The sequence below is a fragment of the Streptomyces sp. NPDC058579 genome, assembly GCF_042718575.1.
GTDB lineage: Bacteria > Actinomycetota > Actinomycetes > Streptomycetales > Streptomycetaceae > Streptomyces.
This window is the reverse complement of the sequence record NZ_JBHXPI010000001.1, coordinates 316,865-342,350: the sequence shown is the minus strand read 5'-3', so window position 1 is coordinate 342,350 and position 25,486 is coordinate 316,865. Positions and strand designations below refer to the sequence as shown.

Below are 25,486 nucleotides of genomic sequence, written 5' to 3'. Positions count from 1 at the left end.
TCTCGGCCCGTACCGGCCGGTCCGGGCCCTCAGTGGTCCGGATCGAGGTCCGTCTCCTCGAAGACCAGCAGCGTGCGCGTGGAGAGCACCTCCGGGATCGCCTGGAGCCTGGTCAGCACCAGCTCGCGCAGCGTCCGGTTGTCCGGCGTGTGCACGAGCAGCAGGACGTCGAAGTCCCCGCTGACCAGGGCGATGTGCGCGGCACCCGGCAGCGCCTGGAGCTGCTCGCGCACGGTGCGCCAGGAGTTCTGGACGATTCTCAGCGTGATGTACGCCGAGGCGCCGTGGCCCGCGCGCTCGTGGTTGACCCGCGCGCTGAAGCCGCGGATCACACCGTCGTCGATCAGCCGGTTGATCCGCGCGTAGGCGTTGGCCCGGGACACATGGACCCGTTCGGCCACGGAGCGTATCGACGCGCGACCGTCCGTCTGCAGGATGCGCAGGATGTCCCGGTCGATCGCGTCGAGCGGGCGGGCCGGCGGGCCCTGCGGCACTCCGGCCGGGCTCGGGGGCAGGGCCTGCTCCCAGCCGTCGGCCATTTGTTCATCCGCCACGTCCCCCCACCTCTCATCCATGGACGACATGTCTCCATCCCAGGCTGTGGAGAACCGATTGTCCACAGGCTGAGGGCGCCTGTAGCCAAAATGGATCCACGACCGAACAATCGGTAGGTGAGGCGCGCCACATTCGCGCCACCCGCCTTCGGGTCTTATGCCCGCTCCCACGAGGAGGTGGACTCGTTGCAACAGCGCAGTTCGACAGTCCAAGAGCCGCCCGGTGCCACGACCGCCTACCGGCCCACCCCGCCCCCGGCGTGGAAGCCGCGTACCGACCCCGCCCCGCTGCTGCCCGACGCCGAGCCCTACCGGGTCCTCGGCACGGACGCGGCCGCCCAGGCCGACCCCGAGCTGCTGCGGCGGCTCTACGCGGAGCTGGTCCGCGGCCGCCGGTACAACACGCAGGCCACGGCGCTCACCAAGCAGGGCCGACTGGCCGTCTACCCGTCGACCACCGGGCAGGAGGCCGCCGAGGTCGCGGCCGCGCTGTCCCTGGAGGACCGGGACTGGCTCTTCCCGTCGTACCGCGACACCCTCGCCGCCGTCGCCCGCGGCCTGGACCCGGTCCAGGCGCTGACGCTGCTGCGCGGCGACTGGCACACCGGGTACGACCCGCGTGAGCACCGCGTCGCGCCCCTGTCCACGCCGCTCGCCACCCAGCTCCCGCACGCGGTGGGGCTTGCCCACGCGGCCCGCCTCAAGGGCGACGACGTGGTTGCCCTCGCCATGGTCGGCGACGGCGGCACCAGCGAGGGCGACTTCCACGAGGCGCTGAACTTCGCGGCCGTCTGGCAGGCCCCGGTGGTCTTCCTCGTGCAGAACAACGGCTTCGCGATCTCCGTGCCCCTCGCCAAGCAGACGGCGGCCCCCTCGCTGGCCCACAAGGCCGTCGGGTACGGCATGCCGGGCCGGCTCGTCGACGGCAACGACGCGGTCGCCGTCCACCAGGTGCTGACCGAGGCCGTGACACGCGCGCGTCGGGGCGGCGGACCGACGCTGGTCGAGGCCGTGACGTACCGCATCGACGCCCACACCAACGCCGACGACGCGACCCGCTACCGCGGGGACAGCGAGGTCGAGGCCTGGCGGGCGCACGACCCGATCCTGCTCCTGGAGCGGGAGCTGACGGAGCGGGGCCTGCTCGACGAGGACGGCCGACGGGCGGCGGCCGAGGCCGCCGAGACGATGGCGGCGTCGCTGCGCGAGCGGATGAACGCCGAGCCGGTCCTGGACCCGATGGATCTGTTCGCGCACGTCTACGCCGAGCAGACGGAACAACTGCGCGAGCAGGCGGCGCAGCTGCGGGCCGAGCTCGACGCCGAGAGCGAGGCGTGATGACCACCGCGCAGAAGGCGCCGGAGAAGAAGGCGGCGGCCAAGCCCGCCACCATGGCGCAGGCGCTCCAGCGGGCGATGCGCGACGCGATGGCCGAGGACCCGACCGTCCATGTCATGGGCGAGGACGTCGGCACGCTCGGCGGCGTCTTCCGGGTCACCGACGGGCTCGCCAAGGAGTTCGGCGAGGACCGCTGCACGGACACCCCGCTGGCCGAGGCCGGCATCCTCGGCACGGCCGTCGGCATGGCGATGTACGGACTGCGGCCGGTCGTCGAGATGCAGTTCGACGCCTTCGCCTACCCGGCGTTCGAGCAGCTGATCAGCCATGTCTCCCGGATGCGGAACCGCACGCGGGGCGCGATGCCGATGCCGCTGGTGATCCGGGTGCCGTACGGCGGCGGGATCGGCGGTGTGGAGCACCACAGCGACTCCTCCGAGGCGTACTACATGGCGACGCCCGGGCTCCATGTGGTCACCCCGGCCACGGTCGAGGACGCGTACGGGCTGCTGCGGGCGGCGATCGCCTCCGACGACCCGGTCGTCTTCCTGGAGCCCAAGCGGCTCTACTGGTCGAAGTCCGACTGGCGCCCCGAGGCGCCGACGCCGGTGGAGCCGATCGGCAAGGCCGTGGTGCGGCGCGCCGGCCGCAGCGCCACGCTGATCACCTACGGGCCGTCCGTGCCGGTCTGCCTGGAGGCCGCTGAGGCGGCCCAGGCCGAGGGCTGGGACCTGGAGGTGGTCGATCTGCGATCGCTGGTGCCGTTCGACGAGGAGACCGTCTGCGCGTCGGTGCGGCGCACCGGACGGGCGGTCGTCGTGCACGAGTCCGCCGGATTCGGCGGACCGGGCGGGGAGATCGCTGCGCGCGTGAGCGAGCGCTGCTTCCACCACCTGGAGGCCCCGGTCCTGCGGGTCGCCGGGTTCGACATCCCCTACCCGCCGCCGATGCTGGAGCGGCACCACCTGCCGGGCGTGGACCGGGTCCTCGACGCGGTGGCGCGGCTGCAGTGGGAGGCGGGAAACTGATGGCCCAGGTCCTCGAGTTCAAGCTGCCCGACCTCGGTGAAGGGCTGACCGAGGCGGAGATCGTGCGCTGGCTGGTCAACGTCGGCGACGTCGTCGCCATCGACCAGCCGGTCGTGGAGGTCGAGACCGCCAAGGCCATGGTCGAGGTGCCGTGCCCGTACGGCGGTGTGGTGACCGCCCGCTTCGGCGAGGAGGGCACGGAGCTGCCGGTCGGCGCGCCGCTGCTGACGGTCGCGGTCGGCGGAACGCCGGGCGAGGTGTCGACGGCGCCGTCCGCGACGGTCGCGGGCGGTCCCTCGGCGGAGGCGGCCGCCTCGGCCGAGTCCTCGGAGTACTCCGGCAACGTGCTCGTCGGGTACGGCACGGCGGGACCGGCGGCCAGGCGTCGCCGGGTGCGGCACGAGAGCCCGGCGGCTCCCGCGGCCGCGGCTCCGGCCGTCGCTCCGGTCCGGGTCCCGGTGTCGGTTCCGGCTGCGGCCGCGGCTCCGGCTTCGGCCCCGGTGGTCTCCGACGGGCCCGTGCCGGTGATCTCGCCGCTCGTGCGGAAGCTGGCCCGGGACAAGGGGCTCGATCTGCGGGAGGTACGGGGGTCGGGCCCGGCCGGGCTGATCCTGCGGGCCGACGTGGAGTCAGTCCTGGCCGCCGCCGAGACGGCAGCCGCGCGTCCCGCTCCGGTCGTGGCCGGGTCGGCCGGCGCGGTCGTCGGCGAGCGGGTGCCGCTGCGCGGGGTCCGGGGCGCCGTCGCCGACAAGCTCTCCCGCAGCCGTACGGAGATCCCGGACGCGACCTGCTGGGTGGACGCGGACGCGACCGAGCTCATGGCCGCGCGGGCCGCGATGAACGCGGCCGGTGGCCCGAAGATCTCCCTCCTCGCGCTGCTTGCCCGCATCTGCACCCACGCGCTCGCCCGCCACCCGGAGCTGAACTCCACGGTGGACATGGCGGCGCGGGAGATCGTCCGGCTGCCGTCCGTGCACCTCGGGTTCGCGGCGCAGACCGAGCGCGGTCTGGTCGTTCCGGTGGTCCGGGACGCGGGCACGCGGACGGCGGAGTCGCTGACGGAGGAGTTCGCGCGGCTGACGGAGTCGGCGCGGAAGGGGACGCTGACACCGGCGGACCTGACCGGCGGGACGTTCACGCTGAACAACTACGGGGTGTTCGGGGTCGACGGCTCCACGCCGATCATCAACCACCCGGAGGCGGCGATGCTCGGGGTGGGCCGGATCATCCCCAAGCCGTGGGTCCACGACGGCGAGCTGGCGGTCCGCCAGGTCGTCCAGCTGTCGCTGACCTTCGACCACCGGGTCTGCGACGGAGGCACGGCGGGCGGCTTCCTCCGCTACGTCGCGGACTGCGTCGAGCACCCCGCGGTCCTGCTGCGCACGCTCTGACCCGGGCGCCCGCGCCTGCCGGGCCGCCTGACCCGTGCTCTGCCCCCAGGAGCCCCCGGCCGCCGTCACGATGTCCTCTTCCCCGGGACGGCCGGGGGCTCTTGGGGTGGGTGCGGCTCATACTGCTGGGGTGACGACCTTGTATGACGCCGTCGTGCTCGCGGGCGGGGCGGCCAAGCGGCTGGGTGGTGTGGACAAGCCCGGTGTGCGGGTCGGCGGACGGGCCCTGCTCGACCGCGTGCTCGCCGGCTGCCGGGGCGCCGGGCGCACCGTCGTCGTCGGAGACCGGCGGCCGACCGTGCGGCCCGTGGTGTGGGCCAGGGAGGAGCCGCCCGGCGGGGGACCGCTGGCCGCGCTCGACGCCGGGGTGCGCGAGGTTGAGGCCGACGCCGTGCTCGTCCTCTCCGCCGACCTGCCGTTCCTCGACGAGGGGACCGGCCGACGGCTCCTGGCCGCCCTGGCCGGCGCGCCTGGAGGTGGCGCGCCTGAAGCCGGCATGCCTGAGGCAGCCGCGCCCGCATCCGCCGCGCCCGAAGCCGACCCACCCGAGGCGCCCGCGCACGCATCCGCCGCCCCCGAGGTCAGCCCGCCCGCAGCCGACGCGGCGCTCCTCGTCGACGCCGACGGCCGCGACCAGCCGCTCGTCGCCGCGTACCGCACCGACGCCCTCCGCCGTGAGCTTGCTCTCCTCACCGCCGAGCACGGCAGCCTCTCCGGGCTCCCGCTGCGTCTGCTCACCAAGGGACTGCGGATCGTCCGGGTCGCCGCGGGCCCCCTCGCCTCCTTCGACTGCGACACCTGGGAGGACATCGCCGCGGCCCGGGCCAGGATCAGGGAGCATGGGAACGTGCTGGACGAATGGATCACCGCAGTCAAGGCCGAACTGGGCATCGAGATCGACGTCGACACCGGCGTCCTGCTCGATCTGGCCCGGGACGCCGCCCACGGGGTCGCCCGCCCCGCCGCGCCGCTGACCACCTTCCTGGTCGGGTACGCGGCGGCGAAGGCAGCCGCCGAGGGCGCCGCCGCCGGCCCGGATGCCGTCGCGGAGGCGTCCCGCAAGGCCGCCGCCCTCGCCAACCGCTGGGCCGCCGAAGCGGAGCGGGACGCCGAAGCGGAGCGGGACACGGCCGGATGACGCACCCCGACGAAGGCGACGACGACGGCGTCGATGAGGTCCTCGCCCTCGTCGCTTCGCAGCGCGGCGCCGAGCGGCGGCCCGCCCCCGCCCCCGACGACCCCCACCACGCCACCGCCTGGCCCGCCGCGCGCGCCGTCGCCGCCCGCGCCGGGGCCACCGTGGGCGCCACGCGCCCACCCCTCCGTACGCCACTCGACCAGGCCCTGGGCCGGGTGCTCGCCGAGCCGCTCCACGCGCTCACCGACCTGCCCTCCTTCGACACCTCGGCCATGGACGGCTGGGCGGTCGCGGGTCCCGGCCCCTGGGAGATCCGCGCCCAGGGCGCCGTGCTCGCCGGCCACGCCCCTGCCGCCGCGCTGGACGACGGCACCGCCGTACGGATCGCGACCGGCGCCCGCGTACCGCCCGAGACCACGGCGGTCATCCGCAGCGAGCACGCCCGCACCGACACGAGCGGGCATCTGCACGCCCGGCGCGAGGTCGTGCCCGGCCAGGACATCCGCCCCCGGGGCCAGGAATGCCGCGCCGGTGACCGGCTGCTGCCCGCCGGGACCCGGGTGACCCCTGCCGTCCTCGGCCTCGCGGCCGCCGCCGGGTACGACGAGCTGCCCACCCCGGCCCGCCCCCGTGTGGAGGTCCTCGTCCTCGGCGACGAGCTGCTGACGGCGGGACTCCCCCACGACGGGCTGATCCGGGACGCCCTCGGCCCCATGCTCGGCCCCTGGCTGACCGCGCTGGGCGCCGAGACGCTCGCCACCCGATGGATCGGCGACGACGAAGACGCCCTCGCGGCGGCCGTCACCGGCTCCCCCGCCGACCTGGTGATCACCACGGGCGGCACGGCCTCGGGCCCCGTCGACCACGTCCACCCGGTGCTCGCCAAAGCCGGAGCGACCCTGCTCGTCGACGGGGTGAAGGTCCGTCCCGGCCACCCGATGCTGCTCGCGCGCCTCGACGCCGACCGCCATCTCGTCGGCCTGCCCGGCAACCCCCTGGCCGCCGTTTCGGGCCTGCTCACCCTGGCCGAGCCACTGCTCCGCGCCCTCGCGGGCACCCCGCTCCCGCCGCCGTACAGCGCCCCCATGGCGGACGAGGTGCAGGGACACCCCTACGACACCCGGCTCGTCCCGTTCGTCTACCGCGACGACCGGATCGTTCCGCTGCGGTACCACGGACCCGCGATGCTCCGGGGGATCGCCGCGGCGGACGGGATGGCGGTCGTGCCGCCCGGCGGCGCACGGCCCGGCGACGCCCTGGAGATCCTCGACCTCCCCTGGCCGGGCTCGCTCGGCGACCCGAACCAGGGGTTCGCGGCGGCACGGCAGGAGGGTGTTTCACGTGAAACTTCCCAGCCGTGACGTCATGGCGCGCGACGCGGACGAGAAGGCGGCCCCCACCCGGATCCGGATGCCCCGCCGCGTCGTCGAGAAGCCCATACGCCAGGTGGCCAAGCGCCTGCTCATGGCCCTGGGCGTGCTCGCCCTCACCACGGTCATCGTCTACATCGACCGCGACGGCTACCACGACAACGCCAACGGGACGCTCGACTTCCTCGACAGCGCCTACTACGCGACCGTCACCCTCTCCACCACCGGATACGGCGACGTCGTCCCGCACAGCGACACCGCGCGGCTCGTCAACATCCTGGTGATCACGCCGCTGCGCGTGCTGTTCCTGATCATCCTGGTCGGTACCACTCTCGAGGTCCTCACGGAGCGGACCCGGGAGGAGTGGCGGCTGAACCGCTGGAGGTCCACCTTGCGTGACCACACCGTCGTCGTCGGATTCGGAACCAAGGGTCGCTCGGCGATCCAGACGCTCTGCGCGACGGGCCTGCGGAAGGAACAGATCGTCATCGTCGACCCCTCCACCAAGGTGATCGAGACGGCGAACGCGGACGGATTCGTCGGAGTGGTCGGCGACGCGACCCGTAGCGATGTACTGATCCGCGCCGAGGTGCAGAAGGCGCGGCAGATCGTCATCGCCACCCAGCGCGACGACACCGCCGTCCTGGTGACCCTCACCGCCCGGCAGCTCAACAGGGGCGCGAAGATCGTCGCCGCCGTGCGCGAGGAGGAGAACGCGCCGCTGCTGCGCCAGTCCGGCGCGGACGCCGTGATCACCAGCGCCAGCGCGGCCGGTCGCCTGCTCGGGCTCTCCGTGCTCAGCCCCAGCGCCGGCGCCGTGATGGAGGACCTGATCCAGCAGGGCTCGGGCCTCGATCTGGTGGAGCGGCCGGTCACCAAGGCCGAGGTCGGCAAGAGCGTGCGGGAGACCGAGGACCTGGTGGTCAGCGTGTTGCGCGGGCACCGGCTCCTCGGTTACGACGATCACGCGGCCAGCCCGCTGCAGTTGACGGACCGTGTGATCACCATCGTGCGCGCCGCTCCGGTCACCCCGCTGTCGTCGCCGTCCGAGTAGCCTCGCCGCCATGCATGCGATCACGATTCCGGAACCCGGCGGCCCCGAGGCCCTCGTCTGGGCCGAGGTGCCCGATCCCGTGCCCGCCGAGGGCGAGGTCCTCGTCGAGGTGGTGGCGAGCGCCGTCAACCGTGCCGATCTGCTCCAGCGCCAGGGCTTCTACGACCCGCCGCCGGGCACGTCTCCGTACCCCGGCCTGGAGTGTTCGGGCCGGATCGCCGCGCTGGGCCCGGGGGTCTCCGGCTGGACGGTCGGCCAGGAGGTGTGCGCGCTCCTCGTGGGCGGCGGTTACGCGGAGAAGGTCGTCGTCCCCGTCGGCCAGCTGCTGCCCGTGCCGGAGGGCATGGACCTCGTGACGGCGGCGGCGCTGCCCGAGGTGACCTGCACGGTCTGGTCGAACGTCTTCATGGTCGCCCATCTGCGGCCCGGCGAGACGCTGTTGGTGCACGGCGGTGCGAGCGGCATCGGCACGATGGCGATCCAGCTCGCCAAGGCCGTCGGCGCGAAGGTCGCGGTCACGGCCGGCGGCCCGGAGAAGCTCGCGCGCTGCGCCGAGCTGGGCGCGGACATCCTGATCGACTACCGCGAGCAGGACTTCGTCGAGGAGCTCCGCAAGGCCACGGACGGCGCCGGCGCGGACGTGATCCTGGACATCGTCGGAGCGAAGTACCTGGAGCGCAATGTGAACGCGCTCGCGGTCAACGGCCGGCTCGCCGTCATCGGTCTGCAGGGCGGTGTGAAGGGCGAGTTGAACCTCGCCGCGCTGCTCTCCAAGCGGGCCGCGATCACGGCGACGACGCTGCGCGCCCGCCCGCTGCACGAGAAGACGGCCATCGTCGCCGCGGTGCGTGAGCACGTCTGGCCGCTGATCGAATCCGGCACGGTACGGGCGGTGGTCGACCGTACGGTGGAGATGCCGGACGCCGCCGAGGCGCACCGCGCCCTGGACTCCGGCACCCACGTGGGCAAGGTCCTGCTCCTGGCTCCCCGGACGACCTGAGGACGCGCGCGCACCAGGACGACCTGAGGACGCGCCCACCAGGCCCGCCTGAACACGCGCAAGGGCCCGGCACACACCAGGTGTGCCGGGCCCTTGAACGACTGCTGGCAGTCTCGAAGTCCTACAGGTAGGGCCCCGACCGGACGGCGTGTCCCCGGCCGTGGTCGTCGTCATCGTCTACCGGCGCACCCGGAGGCAGCGCACGCCGCATCTGCTCCAGTTGGGCGCGGGCGGCCATCTGCTGGGCGAACAGCGCCGTCTGGATCCCGTGGAAGAGGCCTTCGAGCCAGCCCACCAACTGGGCCTGCGCGATCCGCAGTTCCGCCTCGGACGGAATCGCCTCGTCGGTGAACGGCAGCGAGAGCCGCTCCAGTTCCTCGACCAGTTCGGGCGCGAGCCCGTCCTCCAACTCCTTCACGGAGCTCGCGTGGATGTCCTTGAGCCTGACCCGGCTCGCCTCGTCGAGGGGAGCCGCGCGTACTTCCTCCAGGAGCTGCTTGATCATGCTGCCGATGCGCATGACCTTCGCAGGCTGCTCGACCATTTCCGTCAACGGGACCTCGCGGGATTCGTCGTCACCCTGAGCGCCGCCGAGTGCCATCCCGTCCTGTCCCACGATGAGGACCTGGGGAGTCTCCTGCGACCGTTCATTCCTCGGCATCTCCATGCCGCCATTCTCTCGCACACGTGCCTCATCACACGGTGTGCCCCTGGAGAAGGGTGATCCACCCTTCTCCAGGGGCACAGGACGGCAACGACCGATCAGGGACTGATCAAGGAGCGATCAGAGACCGATCAGGCGGCTTCGCGGCGGGCCAGGGCCCCGCGCGAGCGGGTCACCAGGGCCGCGAGGAGCGCGGCGCCCAGCGGTACCAGGATCAGCATCGCGCCGAGCGTCTCCCAGGGGACGACGATCGGGACGTACGGGGCTTCCATCGAGCCGCCCCAGCCCTGGTCGAGGGACTCCTGGTAGAACCGCAGCTCCTGGCGCTCCTCGGAGAGCCGGAGCCCCATCGCCGGCAGCACACCGGCCGCCGATCCGAGGATCACGCCCATCGCGGCGACCACCCCGCACTGGAAGCCGCTGAGCGTGCGGCGGACCCGCGGGGGCGCGCCGACGGCGGAGAGCGTCTTCAGGTCGGCCTCGGCATCCGCCTGGGCGAGACCCGTGGCGATACCGGCGGCGCCGATGGTGACGAGGCCGGCGAAGACGGTCAGCGCCAGGAGCACGATGCTGGTGTTGCTGACGAATCCTTCCTCCACGTGCAGCCCGACATCGCTGCCGATCTTGGCGAGCTCCCCGTCGAGCTTCTGGCGCTGCTCGGCGCTGGGCACCGCGTCGGTGGTGAAGAACGAGCCGAACGGCACCGCGGCGAAGCCGGCGGCCTTGGCGGCCTCGGGGCTGATGAGCGCCCGCACGCCGTAGGCGTTCTGCCCGGTCACGAGGTGGGCGGGGAGGTTCTTGACCTCGCCGGGGAGCGGCTTGCGCTCCTGATCGGCCTCGTTCGCCTTCTTGTTGTCGGCGATCACCCTGATGGCGATCTTGTCGCCCTTGTCGATCGGCGCCTTGGCGAAGGAGACGATCTTCCCCTCGGCGAGGGCCTTCTCCGCGCCCGCGTCCTTGATCCCGAGGACCTTCAGGACCGAGGCGTCACCGACCACCAGGCCACCCTCGACGTAGGCGCCGCCGGGCAGGTCACCACCGCTGTTCTCCGTGCAGCGCCAGTCCTTGGCGAGCTTCCGCTTCTGCTCCTTGGAGAACTTCTCCGAGGGGTCCGAACCGTCTTCGGAGGACGCCCACAGCGGGCACTCGTTGGCCTTCGGGATCACCAGCTCGAAGCGGCCGCAGCCTGCGGCCTCGCTGTACGGGGCACAGCCCGGCTTGCCGACCACGATGCGCTGGAGGTCCGCGCGGGTGTCGACGGGCAGCAGCCGCTGGATGGCGTCACGCACCTGCGGAACGTCCCGGCCGGCCTCCTCCATCACGAGCGCGGCGACCGCGCCGTGCGGCAGCTTCGCCTCGTAGCCCGCCGCGTCCTGGGCCTCGCGGCTGGCCGCGTAGGTGGAGACGGCGACCGTTCCGGCGACCGCGGCGAGCACGGCGGCGACGGCGGGTGCCGTACGGCCCCGGTTGCGCACCGCGTCCCGCAGGGCGAGGCGCGGCGAGAGCGGCAGCCAGCGGCCCGTGCGGCCGAAGAGGCCCACCAGGGCCGGGGTCATGGCGACCACGCCCAGCTCGGCGAGGGCGCTGCCGCCCGCGACGATGATGAACTGGTCGGAGATCACCGAGCCGTACAGCGCGAGCGCGCCGCCGAGGAGCAGGGCGCCCAGACCGATGAGCGGCAGGACGCGGCTGCCGCGGCGGACACCACGACGGCCGGTGAGCGAGGCGAGGACGGTCTGCCGGGACGCGGTGACGGCCGGGACGATCGCGGCCAGCAGGCCGGTCAGCACGGCGATGAGCGCGATGCCCAGCAGTTCCAGCGGGCGGACGTCGAAGGAGCCGAACCGCTGGCCCATGGCCTGTTCGAGGAACGGCTGCAGCGCGAACGTCAGGATCAGCCCGAGGACGGTGCCTATGACGGCCGCCGCGACGCCGATGACGAGGCCGCCGCTCAGCACGATGGCGCGGATGTGGTGACGGTCGCCGCCGTTGGCACCGACGAGCCCGAGCTGACGGCGCGAGCGGCGGGCGCCCACGGCGAACGCGGGCCCGGCCAGCAGGCAGATCTCCAGCATCGCGAGGCCGACGACTGTACCCGCCGCGGCGAGCGCGGCGGCCTTGGCGGCCGCACTGTCCTCGAAGGTGCCCCAGCCGTCCTTCTGGTAGAGCGGGACATCGGCGTTGGCGGGCGGGTCAAGGAGCACCGCGCGCGAGACGACGGCAACGCCCTTGGTGTTGATCTGCTGGACGGTGTTCCACGTGAAACCACCGGGAGCCTTCACCAGATACGTGACGGAGGCGTTGCCCGTGTCCAGCCCGCTCGCCGCGACGACCTTGGCGTACCCGTCGAGGAACGCGCCCGGCAGGGCGTTGATCTGGTCGGCCTTCAGGCTGTTGGGGAGCTCGTACGAGCCCACGATCCGGAACGTCCGGTTGTCTCCGCGTGCGGAGAGGGTGGAGCCGATGCCGAGCCCGCTGGTCTCCAGGAAGTGCGTGGTCGCGGCGACCTCGTCGGCCTTCTCCGGGAAGCGGCCGTCCTGGAGGCTCATGATCCCCCGGGCGATCGGGTCGGCGGCCTTCAGCTCACGGACATCGCTCTGGAGCAGCCCGTGAACGGTGGTCAGCTTGGCGCTGCCGGAGCTGTCGGTCAGGACCGTGGCGCCGGCCGGGAAGGTCTTGGTGACGTCGGTCGGACCGCTCGGCCAGGGCTCGTCCTCGTAGTCCTTGGCCGGCACGTTCGTGTCGCCCTTCGGATCCTGGAAGATCGGCACACCTTCGACCTGGGCATCGGAGAAGCGTGCGTCGGCCGCGCCGATCTCCCGGCTCAGGGTCTCCTCGGTGGAGAGCTCCGAGCTGCGCAGGGTCAGGTCGGCGGCGCTGACGCCGAGGATGGGCAGGGCGATCATCGCGAGGACGAGGAAGCTGCGTCCCTTGGAGCGCCAGGCGTCACGGCGCGCGATGCGGATCGCGGCGCGCCAGGAGTGGAGCCACTTGTTCACCGTTCGGCCGCCTGGCCGGAGAGGAGCGAGTCGGCCTCGCTGCGCACGGTCTGGTCGACGACGGCGCCGTCCCGCAGGAAGACGACCCGGTCGGCCCAGGCGGCGAACCGCGGCTCGTGGGTGACCAGGACGCCCGCGGCCCCGGCGTCGCAGCGCGAGCGCAGCAGGGCGAGGACGGACTCGCCGGTCTCGGAGTCCAGGGCGCCGGTGGGCTCGTCCGCGAGGACCAGGCGCCGGTCGCCGACGAGGGCGCGGGCGATGGCCACGCGCTGCTGCTGGCCGCCGGACATCTCGTCGGGGAAACGGTCGGCGAGGTGGCCGAGGTCCATCTCCTCCAGCGCGGCCAGCGCCTCGACGCGGGCCTTGCGGGCGGCGACACCGTCGAGCTCGCGGGGCAGGGCGACGTTCTCGGCGGCGGTGAGCGCCGGGATGAGGTTGTAGTCCTGGAAGACGTACCCGATGCTGCGGCGGCGCAGGGCCGCGAGGGCCTTGCGGTCGGCGGTGGTGATGTCGGTGTTCTCGACGATCACCCGGCCGGAGGTGGGGTTGTCGAGGCCGCCCGCGATGGTGAGCAGGGTCGACTTGCCGGAGCCGGACGGGCCCATGACGGCGACGAGTTCACCCGGGTAGACGGCGAGGTCGATGCCGCGCAGGGCGTGCACCTCGGTGGCGCCGGAGCCGTGAACGCGGGTCAGGTTCTGGAGTTGCAGCACGGGCTGCGCTGTGGACATGGAGGGGTCCCCCTTGGGCGTACGGAAGCGGTGGGGCGTCGCGTACGGAGCGGATGGAGAGGTGGTGATGGTGCGGGTGCGGCGCCGGATCGTGCGGGACTGGCGCCGTGGGTCGTGTGGGTGGCGCGGGACCGGGGGCCGGGTGGCCGCGGGGTCAGCGCAGCCGCGCCGGGTGGTGCGTCTCGTCGGCGGCCGATGAGGCCGCCTCGGGAGGCCGGGGGTCCCCCGCGCCGACGGCGGACGTCGAGAGCCGGATCAGCCGGGCCTCGCAGTGATCCAGCCAGCGGGCCTCGGCCTCGGTCTGGAAGATCAGCTGCTCCAGGACGAGGAGCCAGGCCACGTCGTCGCGTTCCCGGGACTCGCCCGTCTCGAGCGCGGTGAGCGCCTGCGCCTTGAGCCGGGTGTAGTCCTGCATCGCCTTCACGGTGTGCCGGCGCTGCGACTGGATGACGGCCCGGATGTCGACCCCGGGCGCTCCGACGGCCATGGCGAGCTTGATGGCGAGCTCGTCACGGGCCGGGCTGGTGCGGTCCACGGGCTTCTCGAACCACTTCCGCAGCTCTTCGCGACCGCCGTCGGTGATCGCGTAGAGCGCGTGGCCGGCCTCGTCCTCGCCGTCCTGGGCGACCATGCCGTCCCGTTCGAGACGGTTCAGGGTCGTGTAGACCTGGCCGACGTTGAGCGGCCAGGTGGAGCCCGTGCGGGACTCGAACTCCGTACGGAGCTGCGAGCCGTAGCGAGGCCCGCGTTCGAGGAGGGCGAGAAGCCCGTGGCGGATCGACATACTCAGTATGTATACCGGGTATGCCGACGCGGACAAGCGACCTGAGACGGAGCTTCCGCGTCCGTCTCAAGGGGGACACGCGGGGTCCCGCGGGGGATCGGACCTCTCAGCGGCGCCGCATCCGGAGGCCGAGGAAACCGATCCCGAGCCCCATCAGGGCGAGCCCGGCGCCCAGCGTGGCCACGGGAATCTGCCGGTCAGAGGCGGTAGGTACGGGCTGGTTGCCGAGCCGGGGGGCGGCGGCGGGCACGGTCGCGGGCGGCGAAGCGGAATCCGTGCGGTCCGTCTCCGGTACGGGTTCGAGGCCCTCGTCCGCGGCGTCCGCCTCCTCGCGCGGCTCCTCCGGGGGCTCCTCGGCTGTTTCGGATTTGGTACGAGACGGGTCCGCGGACGGGTCGGCCGACGCGTCGGTGGATCCCTCCGTGTCACTCGGCTTCGGCTTCGAGGGGGGCCGGCCGGGCCGCTCGCGACCCTCCCCTGCGGGCCGCCCGGCCAGCGAGCCGGACGGGGTGGGCCCGGGTGCCGCGGTGGCCGACGCGGACGGGGACGCCGACGCCGAGGGCGCGGCGGGCGGGCGGGAGGCGCCGGGGGTGGGCCCGGGGCGCCCCGTCGGGGCGGAGGGGGCGGCGGAGCCGGCCGGGGAACGGGAGGGCGTGGCCGGCGCGGTGGACTTCGCCGACTTCGCCGACGTCGACGAGTTCGCCGACGTCGACGAGTTCGATGGCCCGGCAGTCCTGGGCGCAGCCGTCGAGCGCGCCCAACCCACCGAGCCCGCCGCCGAACCCACCGAGCCCGCCGGAGTCGAACCCGCCGAAGCCGAGCCCGCCGGAGCGGGTCCTGGGCGCTCGTACCCGTACGCCACCGGTGCGGCGCCGATCAGCAGCCAGCACGCCACCACAGGGCCGAGCGCCCGCCACCGCAGTGCCCGCGTCCGCGTGCCGCGGAGTCCTGGAATCACCGGGTGACCCCCTCCCGTACCGAGCCGCCGAGGTATCCAACTCAGCGTCACATGACGGGACAATTCCGGCATCCGGGCGCCCGCGCGCGGATGAACCCGAGACGGGGACGGACGACCCCGAGGAGGGGACGGACTACTGCCCCGGGTTGCCCGTGGAGATCTCCAGGGTGAACTCGGCGTCGCTCTTCGACGCGTCCCCACCCGCCGGCGGGTACTGGCTGAGCACCGTGCCCTCGCCGTACGTCGCCTCGTCCACCGGGGTCTGCTTCGTCACCTTCCACCCGGCGGCCTGGATGCAGTCCTTCACCGACTGGATGTTCTTGTACGTGAAGTCCGGGATCTCGAACTTCTCCGGGTCGTCGCTCGACTCCCTCGGCTCGGTGCACTTCTTCACGTCGATGGTCTTCGTCAGGTCAGGACCCTTGTGCCCCGGTGCGACCGACTGGCTCTGGCTGGGGTCGCCACCCGCGTTGTCGTTCGGGTCGTCGTCCTTGTTGAGGTTGATCACGGTGATGACTCCGCCGATCACCAGCAGCGCGGCGACGGCCGCGCCCACGATCATCGGCGTGTTCCGCCGGGACCCGCCCGCGGTACCGGAGGGGGTGCCGCCGGACGTCGGGGGCTGCGGCGACATCGTGTACGGGCCAGGGGCCGGCGTCTGGTACACCGGGGCCGGCGGCGGGGTCGGCGCCTGCTGCGGGTACCCGTAGGAGGGTGCGGGCGCCGGCGTCGGCGGACCGTACGGACCGGGCTGCGGGGCCGGCGCGGGCGTCGGCTGCTGGTACGGGTACTGGACCCCGTGCGTCGAGGGCGGCGGCGTCTGGCCGACCGGCGGGAAGACCGCCGAGCCCACGCCCGCGCCGCTGCTGACCGGACCGCCGGCCACGATCACCGGCGCGCCCGTCTGGCCCGCCGAGAGGACGCGCAGGCACTCGTCCTGCATCGCGGCGGCGCTCGGGAAACGCTCGTTCGGGTTCTTCTTCAGCGCGCGGGCGACGAGCGCGTCCATCGCCGGGGTCACCGAGCGGTTGATGGACGACGGGGCGACCGGCTCCTCCTGCACATGCGCGTACGCGATGGCCAACGGCGAGTCCGCGTCGAACGGCAGACGGCCCGTGAGCAGCTGGAACAGCATGATGCCGACCGAGTACAGGTCGGAGCGGGCGTCCACCGCGCGGCCGAGGGCCTGCTCGGGGGAGAGGTACTGCGGCGTGCCGACGACCATGCCCGTCTGCGTCATCGAGGTGACACCGGACTGCATGGCGCGCGCGATGCCGAAGTCCATCACCTTGACCACGCCGCGCTTGGTCATCATCACGTTGCCGGGCTTGATGTCCCGGTGGACCAGGCCCATTTCGTGGCTGGTGTCCAGGGCGGCGAGGACGTCCGCCGTCACCTTGAGCGCCTTGTCGGCGGGCATCGCGCCGAACTGCCGCACGTCGGAGGCCAGGGCCGAGCCGAGTGGCTGGCCCTCGACGTACTCCATGACGATGTACGGCATGACCGAGCCGTCGAGGGTGTCCTCGCCGGTGTCGAAGACCGAGACGATGTTCGTGTGCGAAAGCTTCGCGACCGCCTGCGCCTCGCGCCGGAACCGCTCGCGGAACGACTGTTCCCGGCCGAGTTCCGTGTGCAGGGTTTTGATGGCGACCTGCCGGTCCAGCGCGCTGTCGTACGCGAGGTAGACGGAGGCCATGCCGCCCTCGCCGAGCAGGTCGCGAAGCTGGTACCGGCCGTTCGCTACCGAACCGCCCGCATAGCGGCCCTGGGCGCCGTCCTGGCTCATTCGTGCTCCCCCTACGCGCGCGCGTGGCGGCGCTGATCGTGAATTTCCTGGCCAAGTCTGCCCGAGGGCACCGACACGTCAAGCCGGGTGCCCGTTCCGTGACCCTCCGCGCAAGAAGCGTCTCGGAAGCGTTACACGATCCGGCCGGAATTTGCATCGGTGTACACGCGGGAGGTTGGATGGCCGGTCCACTCGGACCGTGGTGTCGGACGAAGCCTGTAGCGTGACGACGGAACGGCTCCACATGACTGACAGACGACGGCGAGGACTGATGGCACCCGAATCCGAAGCAGGCGGCGGCGGCCTGTCGGGCGCCGCCGCGGAGTCCTGGGGCGTCGGCGGAGTGGTCGGTGACGGACGGTACCGGCTGACCCACCGCCTCGGGCGCGGCGGCATGGCCGAGGTGTTCGCCGCCGAGGACGTCCGCCTGGGCCGCACCGTCGCCGTCAAGCTGCTCCGCTCCGACCTCGCCGAGGACCCGGTCTCCAAGGCCCGCTTCACGCGCGAGGCGCAGTCGGTCGCCGGCCTCAACCACCACGCGATCGTCGCGGTGTACGACTCCGGCGAGGACCTCGTCGGAAGCCAGTCCGTGCCGTACATCGTGATGGAGCTGGTCGAGGGCCGCACCATCCGCGACCTGCTGATCAGCGCCGAGGCGCCGGGCCCCGAGCAGGCCCTGATCATCGTCTCCGGTGTCCTGGAGGCGCTCGCCTACTCGCACCAGCACGGCATCGTGCACCGCGACATCAAGCCGGCGAACGTCATCATCACGCACGGCGGCGCGGTGAAGGTCATGGACTTCGGCATCGCCCGCGCCCTGCACGGCGCGCAGTCGACGATGACCCAGACCGGCATGGTCATGGGCACGCCGCAGTACCTCTCCCCCGAGCAGGCCCTCGGCAAGGCCGTGGACCACCGTTCCGACCTGTACGCGACCGGCTGTCTGCTCTACGAACTCCTCGCGCTGCGGCCCCCGTTCACCGGTGAGACCCCGCTCTCGGTGGTCTACCAGCACGTTCAGGACATCCCGGTCCCGCCGTCCGAGGTCACCCACCCCTCGCCGCCGGAGCTCGACGGGCTCGTGATGCGCTCGCTGGCGAAGGACCCGGACGACCGGTTCCAGAGTGCCGAGGAGATGCGCGGGCTCATCCAGTACGGCCTGCAGATGCTCCAGCAGGCGGGCGCTCACACGGGCACGTGGAACACCGGCCCCGTGGAGATGCACGAGGGCGGTCACACCCCGGTCGGCGGCGTCGCGGCGACGACGGCGATGGGGCACCCGATGCACCACGAGACCGCGCAGCGCCCGCTCCTGCCCCCGATGAACCCGGACGACGGCGGATACGACGGTGGCCACGGCGGCTACGGTCACGGCCGCCAGAGCGGTGGGAAGGGCGGCCGCGGCAAGGTGCTGCTGTTCCTGTCGCTCGCGCTGATCGCGATCGTGGCGGGTGTCGTGTACGCGCTGGACAAGGCCGGTCAGGCGGACAGCGACAAGCCGACGACGCCGATCACCCAGTCGCCGACCCCGTCCGCGGAGTCGCCGACGCCGTCGGAGGAGCAGAGCCAGGACACCCAGGAGCCGGACACGACGTCGAGCGGCGGCAACGAGCAGCCGTGGACGAAGCCTCCGACCACGCCGCACACGACGCCGCCGACGACGCCCCAGACGACCCCGCCGACCACCCAGCCGACGCCGACGGACGACGGTTCGGACGACGGCGGCAACACGGGCGACCCGACGGGCGAGCCGACCGGCACGCCGTCCGGCGACCCCACGGACCCGCCGGACAACACCGTCCAGGGGAACACCGGGCAGCCCGCGACCCGCGGCGGCACGGGCTTGACCCCGTAGGGCAACCGGCTCCACCCCGTAGGGCAATGGGGCTCCACCCCGTAGCTCAGGCCGGAGTCACCCCGCGAACGCGTCGCGTACCGCCTCGTACTCGCGGGTCCACCACACCGCCAGGGCCGACACCGCAGGAAACTGTGGGTCGGCCCTTCGGTCGTGGAGCTGGTAGCGCCAGCGCAGTATCCAGAAGTCGTTGAGCCGCTCCCACCACACCCGGTGCACCGCCGACGCCAGCTCCGCCGCGTCCGCGCCGGCCGCCCGCCGGTAGGCCCGCGCGTACGCCCGTACCTTCCCGAGGGCCAGTTCGCCCGCCGGTCGTACGAAGAAGATGGCGGCGGCCCTGACGGCCTCCTCCGCCCGGGGCTGGACGCCGAGGCGGTCCCAGTCGACGATCGCGGCCGGTTCGGCGCCCCGGTAGAGCAGGTTCAGCGGGTGGAAGTCGCCGTGCACCCAGCCGGCCGAGGCGGCGGGCGGTGGCCGGCGGTGGGCGTGCTCGGCGAGCAGCCCCCGGCGTTCGCGCAGCCGGTGCTCGGCGAGCGCGTCGAAGCCGGTGCGGGGCCGGTGGGTGCGGGCGAGGCGCAGGAGTTCGTCGATGACTCGGAGGGTGTCCTCGGGGCGGGCGCTCTCGTGCCCGGCGCCGGGCGGCGGCGACTCCATCACCTGTTCCAGGCAGGTGTGGACGTGCCCGAGGAGCGCGCCGAGGCGCCGTGAACCGCCCGTGGAGAGCTGGGCGCCGTCGCGGTGGCGGCCGTCGATCCAGGGGTGCAGGGCGTAGCAGCGGCCTCCGATGACGGCGACCGTGCGGCCGGCGGAGTCGGCGAGCGGCGGGGCGACGGGCAGGCCGAGGGCGTGCAGGCGCTGGGTCGCGCGGTGCTGGCGGCTGATGGTGTCCCGGTCGGCGGTCGGGGCGTCGAGGTGCTGCTTGAGGAAGTAGGCGCCGCGGGTGGTGAAGAGGCGGTAGCCCCGGTTGAGCAGGCCCTGGGTGACGGGCTCGCAGGAGAGCGGCTCACCGGCCTCGCGGTAGCGCCGCAGCAGGGCACCGACGGGCGGAACGGGCGTGGCGGCGCCGCGGGGGGCGAGCACGGTGCCGCTACCACGCAGGGCGAGCGATGCGTCGCTACCACGCAGGGCGAGGGCTGCGTCGCTGCCACGTAGGCCGAGCTCTGTGTCGCTGCCACGCCAGGCGGGCACGGTGTCGCTGCCATGGGAAGCAAGCACGGCGTCACCGCCACGCCAGGGGGGCGCCGCGTCGCCGCCGCGTGGGGCGAGCACGGAGTGGCTGCCGCGCGGGGCGAGCGGGACGGCGCCGACCGGCTGAGCCGGCGTGGAGACGCCGACGGGCTGAGCGAGCGTGGAGGCGCTGACGGGCTGAGCGAGCGTGGAGGCGCCGAGGGGCGGAGTGAACGTAGAAGCGCCGAGGGGCGGAGCGAGTGTTTCAGATGAGCGCGGCACCCCCCAGATGTTAGATCACGCTACGTGCTGGAGATGTCGCTCCGTGGTGTAGTCCAGCTGGTGCACGGTCACGAACTGCGGCTCGATGCGCATGTAGACCGGCTCGAAGGGGTCGCCGTCCACCACCTCCGGGCTCGCGCCGAACTCGGCGAGCTGCTCCTCGGTCGGTTCGACGACCTCGGCGTATCCCGTGAACTGCACGGACCACAGGTTCTCCGCGCCGGAGTTGAAGTTGTCCGCGCCGTACGCCACGACGCTGCCCGCGCAGGCCCGGTGGTAGCCGAGGCCGCGGTGCATGCGGATCAGGACGCAGCCGTCGGCCACGATGTGCCGGGCGGGGGCGACGAACGGCATCGCGCGCATGCTCGTCGCCACTCGGCCGTACGAGACGCGGTTCAGCAGCTCGATGGCGCGGATCTCCTCGGTGGACATGGCTTCCACTCTCCGCCACCGGCACCGCACGGGGGAAGGGGCGCCTGCCCCGGTTCACCGGGGACGTAGGTCCCGAATCGGGGCCCGCACCGGGTCAGGCCGAACGGGTGACCCCGCAAGGGGGGCCACCGACGCTCTCAGCGCCGTTCGGCCTGCATGCGGGCCACGTACGCCGCGGCCTGCGAGCGGCGCTCCATGCCCAGCTTCGACAGCAGGCTGGAGACGTAGTTCTTGATGGTCTTCTCCGCCAGGTGGAGCCGTTCGCCGATGGCCCGGTTGGTCAGGCCCTCGCCGATCAGATCCAGGATCTTGCGCTCCTGTTCCGTCAGATTGGCGAGCTTGTCGTCACCCTTGGGGTTGTTTCCGTCCCGCAGTCGTTCCAGGACGCGGGCGGTCGCGACCGGATCGAGCAGGGACTTGCCCGCCGCCACGTCCCGTACCGCCGAAAGCAGCTCGTTCCCGCGAATGGCCTTGAGGACATAACCCGAGGCCCCGGCCATGATCGCGTCGAAGAGTGCCTCGTCGTCGGCGTACGAGGTGAGCATCAGGCACTTGATGTCCTCGTTCTGCGAACGCACCTCGCGGCAGACCTCGACGCCGCTGCCGTCCGGCAGCCGCACGTCGAGCACGGCCACGTCGGGCCGGGTCGCGGGGATCCTGACGAGGGCGTCAGCCGCCGTGCCCGCCTCCCCGACCACCTCGATGTCGTCCTCCACGGAGAGCAGCTCGTGGACGCCGCGCCGGACGACTTCGTGGTCGTCCAGCAGAAATACCCGGATTTTTCCATCTTCGCGCACGCACTCAGTCTCACATATTGGCTCTTCCCGTGCCCGGGGTGTGCGGGATAACGTGCCGGTGTTCCGGCGGCCTGCGAGGCTGTTGCCAGCGCGCTGACCAGCTACTGTTCCCACATTTCTCGATTTACTTGGAAATCCAAGCAAAATCGCAGGTCAAATGGGGTTTCGCAGTAATGCGAAGCAGTGGGTAACGTGCCTATGACAGGGCGCTCGCCGGGGCACCTGTCACGCCTGACCCGGCCGAGTCGCACCCACCCCGTGCGCGCGTCCGGACAAGGCGAGCCGCACTGGCCTTTCCCGGCAACCCCGGGGGCCGGACCGACGGAGGAGTACGCACGTGACCGTGGAGAGCACTGCCGCGCGCAAGACGACGCGACGCAGCAGCGGCACCAAGCGCACGGCCGGCGCCAGCGCCGCCGCGAGCGCCAAGAAGTCCCAGACTTCCGAGCCCGAGCTCGTACAGCTGCTGACGCCCGAAGGGGAGCGAGTCCAGCACCCCGAGTACGACATCGACCTGAGCGCCGACGAGCTGCGCGGCCTCTACCGCGACATGGTGCTCACCCGCCGCTTCGACGCCGAGGCCACCGCCCTGCAGCGCCAGGGCGAGCTGGGCCTGTGGGCCTCGCTGCTCGGCCAGGAGGCCGCGCAGATCGGCTCCGGCCGGGCTCTCCGCGACGACGACTACGTCTTCCCGACCTATCGGGAGCACGGTGTCGCCTGGTGCCGCGGGGTCGACCCGACGAACCTGCTCGGCATGTTCCGCGGTGTGAACCACGGTGGCTGGGACCCCAACACCAACAACTTCCACCTGTACACGATCGTCATCGGCTCGCAGACCCTGCACGCCACCGGCTACGCCATGGGCGTCGCCAAGGACGGCGCGGACTCTGCCGTGATCGCGTACTTCGGTGACGGCGCCTCCAGTCAGGGAGACGTCGCCGAGTCCTTCACCTTCTCCGCGGTCTACAACGCGCCGGTCGTGTTCTTCTGCCAGAACAACCAGTGGGCGATCTCCGAGCCCACCGAGAAGCAGACCCGTGTGCCGCTCTACCAGCGCGCGCAGGGCTTCGGCTTCCCCGGCGTCCGGGTCGACGGCAACGACGTCCTCGCCTGCCTGGCGGTCACCCGCTCGGCTCTCGAGCGCGCCCGCCGGGGCGAGGGCCCGACCCTCGTCGAGGCGTTCACGTACCGCATGGGCGCTCACACCACGTCCGACGACCCGACCAAGTACCGCGCCGACGAGGAGCGCGAGGCCTGGGAGGCGAAGGACCCGATCCTGCGGCTCAAGACCTACCTGGAGCGCGAGGGTCACGCCGACGCGGCCTTCTTCGAGGCCCTGGAGACGGAGAGCGAGACGCTCGGCAAGCGCGTCCGCGAGGGCGTCCGCTCGATGCCCGACCCGGACCACATGGCGATCTTCGAGAATGTCTACGCCGACGGCCACGCGCTCGTCGACGAGGAGCGCGCACAGTTCGCCGCCTACCAGGCGTCGTTCGCGGACGGAGGGGCCGAGTAATCATGGCTGTTCAGAAGCTTCCCCTGGCCAAGGCGATCAACGAATCGCTCCGCACGGCCCTGGAGAACGACCCCAAGGTCCTCATCATGGGCGAGGACGTCGGCAAGCTCGGCGGTGTCTTCCGGGTCACCGACGGTCTGCAGAAGGACTTCGGCGAGGACCGGGTCATCGACACCCCGCTCGCCGAGTCCGGCATCGTCGGCACCGCGATCGGTCTGGCCCTGCGCGGCTACCGGCCCGTCGTCGAGATCCAGTTCGACGGTTTCGTCTTCCCCGCGTACGACCAGATCGTCACGCAGCTCGCCAAGATGCACGCCCGCGCGCTCGGCAAGATCAAGCTGCCGGTCGTCATCCGGATCCCGTACGGCGGTGGCATCGGCGCCGTCGAGCACCACTCGGAGTCCCCCGAGGCGCTCTTCGCGCACGTCCCCGGCCTCAAGGTCGTCTCGCCGTCCACGTCGTCGGACGCGTACTGGATGCTCCAGCAGGCCATCCAGAGCGACGACCCGGTCATCTTCTTCGAGCCCAAGCGCCGTTACTGGGACAAGAGCGAGGTCGACACCGAGGCGATCCCGGGCGAGCTGCACAAGGCCCGGGTCGCCCGCGAGGGCACGGACCTCACGCTCGTCGCGTACGGCCCGATGGTGAAGGTCTGCCTGGAGGCCGCCGCGGCCGCCCAGGAGGAGGGCAAGTCGGTGGAGGTCCTGGACCTGCGCTCGATGTCCCCGATCGACTTCGACACCATCCAGGCCTCGGTCGAGAAGACCCGCCGCCTGGTCGTGGTCCACGAGGCCCCGGTCTTCTACGGAGCCGGCGCGGAGATCGCCGCCCGGATCACCGAGCGCTGCTTCTACCACCTGGAGGCCCCCGTCCTGCGGGTCGGCGGCTACCACGCGCCGTATCCGCCGGCGCGCCTGGAGGAGGAGTACCTCCCGGGTCTGGACCGCGTGCTCGACGCCGTCGACCGCTCGCTGGCGTACTGACGGGCTGTGAGGAGAGCATCGTGACGATCCGCGAATTCAAGATGCCCGACGTGGGCGAAGGTCTCACCGAGGCCGAGATCCTCAAGTGGTACGTCCAGCCGGGTGACACGGTCGCCGACGGTCAGGTCGTGTGCGAGGTCGAGACGGCGAAGGCGGCCGTCGAGCTGCCGATCCCGTTCGACGGCACGGTCCACGAACTGCGCTTCCCCGAGGGCACGACGGTCGACGTCGGCCAGGTCATCATCTCGGTGAACGTGGGTGGAGAGGCGCCTGCCGCTGCCCCGGTGGCGGCTCCCGTAGTGGAGGCGCCCGCCGAGGACGACGAGCCGCAGGGCCGCCAGCCGGTCCTGGTCGGTTACGGCGTGGCCGCGAGCTCGACCAAGCGCCGGGCGCGCAAGGGCGCGGGCGTGCCCGCGCAGGCCGCCGCCGCGATCCAGGGCGAGCTCAACGGGCACGGCGGCGCCACCGCGACCGCCACCCGCCCGCTGGCCAAGCCCCCGGTGCGCAAGCTGGCCAAGGACCTGGGCGTGGACCTGGCGACGGTCACCCCGACCGGCCCGGACGGGATCATCACCCGCGAGGACGTCCACTCGGCGGCCGCTCCGGCAGCGGTCCCGGCGGCTCCCGCGGCTCCGGCCGTGGCCCCGGTCCCGGCTCCGGCGGTCCAGACCCCGGCGGTCGTGGCGGCGCCGACTCCCGCGGCCGTGCCCGTCGCGGCGGGCGCACGGGAGACGCGTACCCCCATCAAGGGCGTACGGAAGGCCACGGCGGCGGCGATGGTCGGCTCGGCCTTCACCGCGCCGCACGTCACCGAGTTCGTGACCTTCGACATCACGCGCACCATGAAGCTGGTCGAGGAGCTCAAGTCCGACAAGGACATGGCGGGCCTGCGAGTCAACCCGCTGCTCCTCATCGCCAAGGCCGTCCTGGTCGCCGCCCGGCGCAACCCGGAGATCAACACGGCCTGGGACGAGGCGAACCAGGAGATCGTGCTCAAGCACTACGTCAACCTGGGCATCGCCGCGGCCACCCCGCGCGGTCTGATCGTGCCGAACATCAAGGACGCGCACGCCCAGACCCTGCCCGAGCTGTCGACGTCCCTGAGCGAGCTGGTCGCCACCGCCCGCGAAGGCAAGACGACCCCGGCGGCCATGCAGGGCGGCACGTTCACCATCACCAACGTCGGCGTCTTCGGCGTCGACACCGGTACGCCCATCCTGAACCCGGGTGAGTCCGCGATCCTCGCGGTCGGCGCGATCAAGCTCCAGCCCTGGGTCCACAAGGGCAAGGTGAAGCCGCGTCAGGTCACCACGCTGGCCCTCTCCTTCGACCACCGCCTGGTCGACGGCGAGCTGGGCTCCAAGTTCCTCGCGGATGTCGCGGCGATCCTGGAGCAGCCGAAGCGGCTCATCACCTGGGCGTAAGAGTCCAGTTGGGATGTTTCACGTGAAACGCCCGGCCGGGGGACGGCATCGTCCCCGGCCGGGCGTTTCGTGTTGAGCCGACCCCGACGTGCGTGGTCCTCACGGCTACCTGCCGATCGGCGGCCGACGGCTGCAAGGGCACTGATCGCCTCCGCGCCGTCGCAGCGCCGGACAGGCCCGTCCGCATCGCGGACGGGCCTGCCTGTTGCACCCCTGTTGTATCTATGCTGTGCGC

Annotated in this window: 22 protein-coding genes; 12 read left to right on the top strand and 10 right to left on the bottom strand. The window is 72.4% G+C overall.

Annotation, left to right across the window (positions count from 1 at the left end; translation table 11 throughout):
* Positions 1-29: 29 nt before the first annotated feature.
* Positions 30-539 (bottom strand): Lrp/AsnC family transcriptional regulator, encoded by a 510-nt coding sequence (locus tag ACFWRO_RS01610; protein WP_362006132.1) that lies wholly within the window; start codon positions 537-539, stop codon positions 30-32.
* 192 nt (positions 540-731) lie between these two features.
* On the opposite strand from ACFWRO_RS01610, the gene pdhA (ACFWRO_RS01605) reads away from it, so the two are divergent.
* From pdhA (ACFWRO_RS01605) to ACFWRO_RS01575, 7 genes are all read left to right on the top strand, one after another.
* On the top strand, positions 732-1,892 hold the full coding sequence (gene pdhA / locus ACFWRO_RS01605; protein WP_384503272.1) for a pyruvate dehydrogenase (acetyl-transferring) E1 component subunit alpha: 1,161 nt from the start codon (positions 732-734) through the stop codon (positions 1,890-1,892).
* Positions 1,892-2,920, top strand: a complete 1,029-nt coding sequence (locus tag ACFWRO_RS01600; RefSeq protein ID WP_384503270.1) for an alpha-ketoacid dehydrogenase subunit beta — start codon at positions 1,892-1,894, stop codon at positions 2,918-2,920. Before pdhA (ACFWRO_RS01605) ends, ACFWRO_RS01600 begins: the two co-directional genes overlap by 1 nt.
* The gene (locus tag ACFWRO_RS01595; RefSeq protein ID WP_384503268.1) at positions 2,920-4,311 is read left to right on the top strand and encodes a dihydrolipoamide acetyltransferase family protein; all 1,392 of its coding nucleotides are present in this window, start codon (positions 2,920-2,922) and stop codon (positions 4,309-4,311) included. Before ACFWRO_RS01600 ends, ACFWRO_RS01595 begins: the two co-directional genes overlap by 1 nt.
* Positions 4,312-4,381: 70 nt before the next feature.
* A complete protein-coding gene (locus ACFWRO_RS01590; protein ID WP_384503266.1) occupies positions 4,382-5,449 on the top strand; it encodes a DUF6457 domain-containing protein in 1,068 nt (355 codons plus the stop codon).
* Complete coding sequence (locus tag ACFWRO_RS01585) at positions 5,446-6,810, top strand: molybdopterin molybdotransferase MoeA (protein ID WP_384503264.1); 1,365 nt, start codon at positions 5,446-5,448, stop codon at positions 6,808-6,810. The genes ACFWRO_RS01590 and ACFWRO_RS01585 overlap by 4 nt, the downstream gene beginning before the upstream one ends.
* Positions 6,811-6,814: 4 nt before the next feature.
* Positions 6,815-7,873 (top strand): potassium channel family protein, encoded by a 1,059-nt coding sequence (locus ACFWRO_RS01580; RefSeq protein ID WP_384503708.1) that lies wholly within the window; start codon positions 6,815-6,817, stop codon positions 7,871-7,873.
* A 10-nt stretch (positions 7,874-7,883) separates the two neighbouring features.
* A complete protein-coding gene (locus ACFWRO_RS01575) occupies positions 7,884-8,873 on the top strand; it encodes an NAD(P)H-quinone oxidoreductase (RefSeq protein WP_384503262.1) in 990 nt (329 codons plus the stop codon).
* A gap of 121 nt (positions 8,874-8,994) precedes the next feature.
* Here the strand turns inward: ACFWRO_RS01575 and ACFWRO_RS01570 are convergent, their stop codons facing one another.
* The 5 genes from ACFWRO_RS01570 to ACFWRO_RS01550 all read right to left on the bottom strand — a co-directional run bounded on the left by ACFWRO_RS01570 (position 8,995) and on the right by ACFWRO_RS01550 (position 14,301).
* The gene (locus tag ACFWRO_RS01570) at positions 8,995-9,540 is read right to left on the bottom strand and encodes a bacterial proteasome activator family protein (RefSeq protein ID WP_384503260.1); all 546 of its coding nucleotides are present in this window, start codon (positions 9,538-9,540) and stop codon (positions 8,995-8,997) included.
* A 128-nt stretch (positions 9,541-9,668) separates the two neighbouring features.
* Entirely contained in the window at positions 9,669-12,536 is a 2,868-nt protein-coding gene (locus ACFWRO_RS01565; protein WP_384503258.1) for an ABC transporter permease, read from the bottom strand.
* Positions 12,533-13,267: an ABC transporter ATP-binding protein gene (locus ACFWRO_RS01560; RefSeq protein WP_384503256.1), complete on the bottom strand. Its 735-nt coding sequence runs from the start codon at positions 13,265-13,267 to the stop codon at positions 12,533-12,535. Before ACFWRO_RS01560 ends, ACFWRO_RS01565 begins: the two co-directional genes overlap by 4 nt.
* 154 nt (positions 13,268-13,421) lie before the next feature.
* Complete coding sequence (locus tag ACFWRO_RS01555) at positions 13,422-14,051, bottom strand: PadR family transcriptional regulator (RefSeq protein WP_384503255.1); 630 nt, start codon at positions 14,049-14,051, stop codon at positions 13,422-13,424.
* 106 nt (positions 14,052-14,157) lie between these two features.
* On the bottom strand, positions 14,158-14,301 hold the full coding sequence (locus ACFWRO_RS01550) for a hypothetical protein (protein ID WP_384503253.1): 144 nt from the start codon (positions 14,299-14,301) through the stop codon (positions 14,158-14,160).
* Positions 14,302-14,473: 172 nt separating this feature from the next.
* Here ACFWRO_RS01550 and ACFWRO_RS01545 point away from each other — a divergent pair, with 172 nt between their 5' ends.
* Positions 14,474-15,016: a hypothetical protein gene (locus tag ACFWRO_RS01545; protein ID WP_384503251.1), complete on the top strand. Its 543-nt coding sequence runs from the start codon at positions 14,474-14,476 to the stop codon at positions 15,014-15,016.
* Between the two features lie 126 nt (positions 15,017-15,142).
* Here ACFWRO_RS01545 and ACFWRO_RS01540 read toward each other — a convergent pair whose 3' ends face one another.
* Positions 15,143-16,795, bottom strand: a complete 1,653-nt coding sequence (locus ACFWRO_RS01540; RefSeq protein ID WP_384503249.1) for a protein kinase — start codon at positions 16,793-16,795, stop codon at positions 15,143-15,145.
* A gap of 271 nt (positions 16,796-17,066) precedes the next feature.
* Here ACFWRO_RS01540 and ACFWRO_RS01535 point away from each other — a divergent pair, with 271 nt between their 5' ends.
* On the top strand, positions 17,067-18,650 hold the full coding sequence (locus ACFWRO_RS01535; protein WP_384503247.1) for a protein kinase: 1,584 nt from the start codon (positions 17,067-17,069) through the stop codon (positions 18,648-18,650).
* A 57-nt stretch (positions 18,651-18,707) separates the two neighbouring features.
* Here ACFWRO_RS01535 and ACFWRO_RS01530 read toward each other — a convergent pair whose 3' ends face one another.
* The 3 genes from ACFWRO_RS01530 to ACFWRO_RS01520 all read right to left on the bottom strand — a co-directional run bounded on the left by ACFWRO_RS01530 (position 18,708) and on the right by ACFWRO_RS01520 (position 21,328).
* The gene (locus tag ACFWRO_RS01530; protein ID WP_384503707.1) at positions 18,708-19,730 is read right to left on the bottom strand and encodes a phosphotransferase; all 1,023 of its coding nucleotides are present in this window, start codon (positions 19,728-19,730) and stop codon (positions 18,708-18,710) included.
* Between the two features lie 384 nt (positions 19,731-20,114).
* Positions 20,115-20,531: a pyridoxamine 5'-phosphate oxidase family protein gene (locus tag ACFWRO_RS01525; protein WP_384503245.1), complete on the bottom strand. Its 417-nt coding sequence runs from the start codon at positions 20,529-20,531 to the stop codon at positions 20,115-20,117.
* Between the two features lie 137 nt (positions 20,532-20,668).
* A complete protein-coding gene (locus ACFWRO_RS01520; protein ID WP_384503243.1) occupies positions 20,669-21,328 on the bottom strand; it encodes a response regulator in 660 nt (219 codons plus the stop codon).
* A 337-nt stretch (positions 21,329-21,665) separates the two neighbouring features.
* On the opposite strand from ACFWRO_RS01520, the gene pdhA (ACFWRO_RS01515) reads away from it, so the two are divergent.
* Genes pdhA (ACFWRO_RS01515) through ACFWRO_RS01505 form a run of 3 tightly spaced genes read left to right on the top strand, consistent with a single transcriptional unit; the run spans position 21,666 to position 25,251 of the window.
* Complete coding sequence (gene pdhA / locus ACFWRO_RS01515) at positions 21,666-22,844, top strand: pyruvate dehydrogenase (acetyl-transferring) E1 component subunit alpha (protein ID WP_384503241.1); 1,179 nt, start codon at positions 21,666-21,668, stop codon at positions 22,842-22,844.
* 2 nt (positions 22,845-22,846) lie between these two features.
* Positions 22,847-23,827: an alpha-ketoacid dehydrogenase subunit beta gene (locus ACFWRO_RS01510; protein WP_384503239.1), complete on the top strand. Its 981-nt coding sequence runs from the start codon at positions 22,847-22,849 to the stop codon at positions 23,825-23,827.
* Positions 23,828-23,868: 41 nt separating this feature from the next.
* Entirely contained in the window at positions 23,869-25,251 is a 1,383-nt protein-coding gene (locus tag ACFWRO_RS01505; RefSeq protein WP_384503706.1) for a dihydrolipoamide acetyltransferase family protein, read from the top strand.
* Positions 25,252-25,486: the final 235 nt, after the last annotated feature.

What these genes read in the sequence shown, in the direction of transcription:
- ACFWRO_RS01610 (WP_362006132.1), bottom strand. Translation starts at nt 539, where the DNA reads ATGGCCGACGGCTGGGAGCAGGCCCTGCCCCCGAGCCCGGCCGGAGTG.
- ACFWRO_RS01600 (WP_384503270.1), top strand. Translation starts at nt 1,892, where the DNA reads ATGACCACCGCGCAGAAGGCGCCGGAGAAGAAGGCGGCGGCCAAGCCC.
- ACFWRO_RS01595 (WP_384503268.1), top strand. Translation starts at nt 2,920, where the DNA reads ATGGCCCAGGTCCTCGAGTTCAAGCTGCCCGACCTCGGTGAAGGGCTG.
- ACFWRO_RS01590 (WP_384503266.1), top strand. Translation starts at nt 4,382, where the DNA reads ATGTCCTCTTCCCCGGGACGGCCGGGGGCTCTTGGGGTGGGTGCGGCT.
- ACFWRO_RS01585 (WP_384503264.1), top strand. Translation starts at nt 5,446, where the DNA reads ATGACGCACCCCGACGAAGGCGACGACGACGGCGTCGATGAGGTCCTC.
- ACFWRO_RS01580 (WP_384503708.1), top strand. Translation starts at nt 6,815, where the DNA reads ATGGCGCGCGACGCGGACGAGAAGGCGGCCCCCACCCGGATCCGGATG.
- ACFWRO_RS01575 (WP_384503262.1), top strand. Translation starts at nt 7,884, where the DNA reads ATGCATGCGATCACGATTCCGGAACCCGGCGGCCCCGAGGCCCTCGTC.
- ACFWRO_RS01570 (WP_384503260.1), bottom strand. Translation starts at nt 9,540, where the DNA reads ATGGAGATGCCGAGGAATGAACGGTCGCAGGAGACTCCCCAGGTCCTC.
- ACFWRO_RS01560 (WP_384503256.1), bottom strand. Translation starts at nt 13,267, where the DNA reads ATGTCCACAGCGCAGCCCGTGCTGCAACTCCAGAACCTGACCCGCGTT.
- ACFWRO_RS01555 (WP_384503255.1), bottom strand. Translation starts at nt 14,051, where the DNA reads ATGTCGATCCGCCACGGGCTTCTCGCCCTCCTCGAACGCGGGCCTCGC.
- ACFWRO_RS01540 (WP_384503249.1), bottom strand. Translation starts at nt 16,795, where the DNA reads ATGAGCCAGGACGGCGCCCAGGGCCGCTATGCGGGCGGTTCGGTAGCG.
- ACFWRO_RS01535 (WP_384503247.1), top strand. Translation starts at nt 17,067, where the DNA reads ATGGCACCCGAATCCGAAGCAGGCGGCGGCGGCCTGTCGGGCGCCGCC.
- ACFWRO_RS01525 (WP_384503245.1), bottom strand. Translation starts at nt 20,531, where the DNA reads ATGTCCACCGAGGAGATCCGCGCCATCGAGCTGCTGAACCGCGTCTCG.
- ACFWRO_RS01510 (WP_384503239.1), top strand. Translation starts at nt 22,847, where the DNA reads ATGGCTGTTCAGAAGCTTCCCCTGGCCAAGGCGATCAACGAATCGCTC.
- ACFWRO_RS01505 (WP_384503706.1), top strand. Translation starts at nt 23,869, where the DNA reads ATGCCCGACGTGGGCGAAGGTCTCACCGAGGCCGAGATCCTCAAGTGG.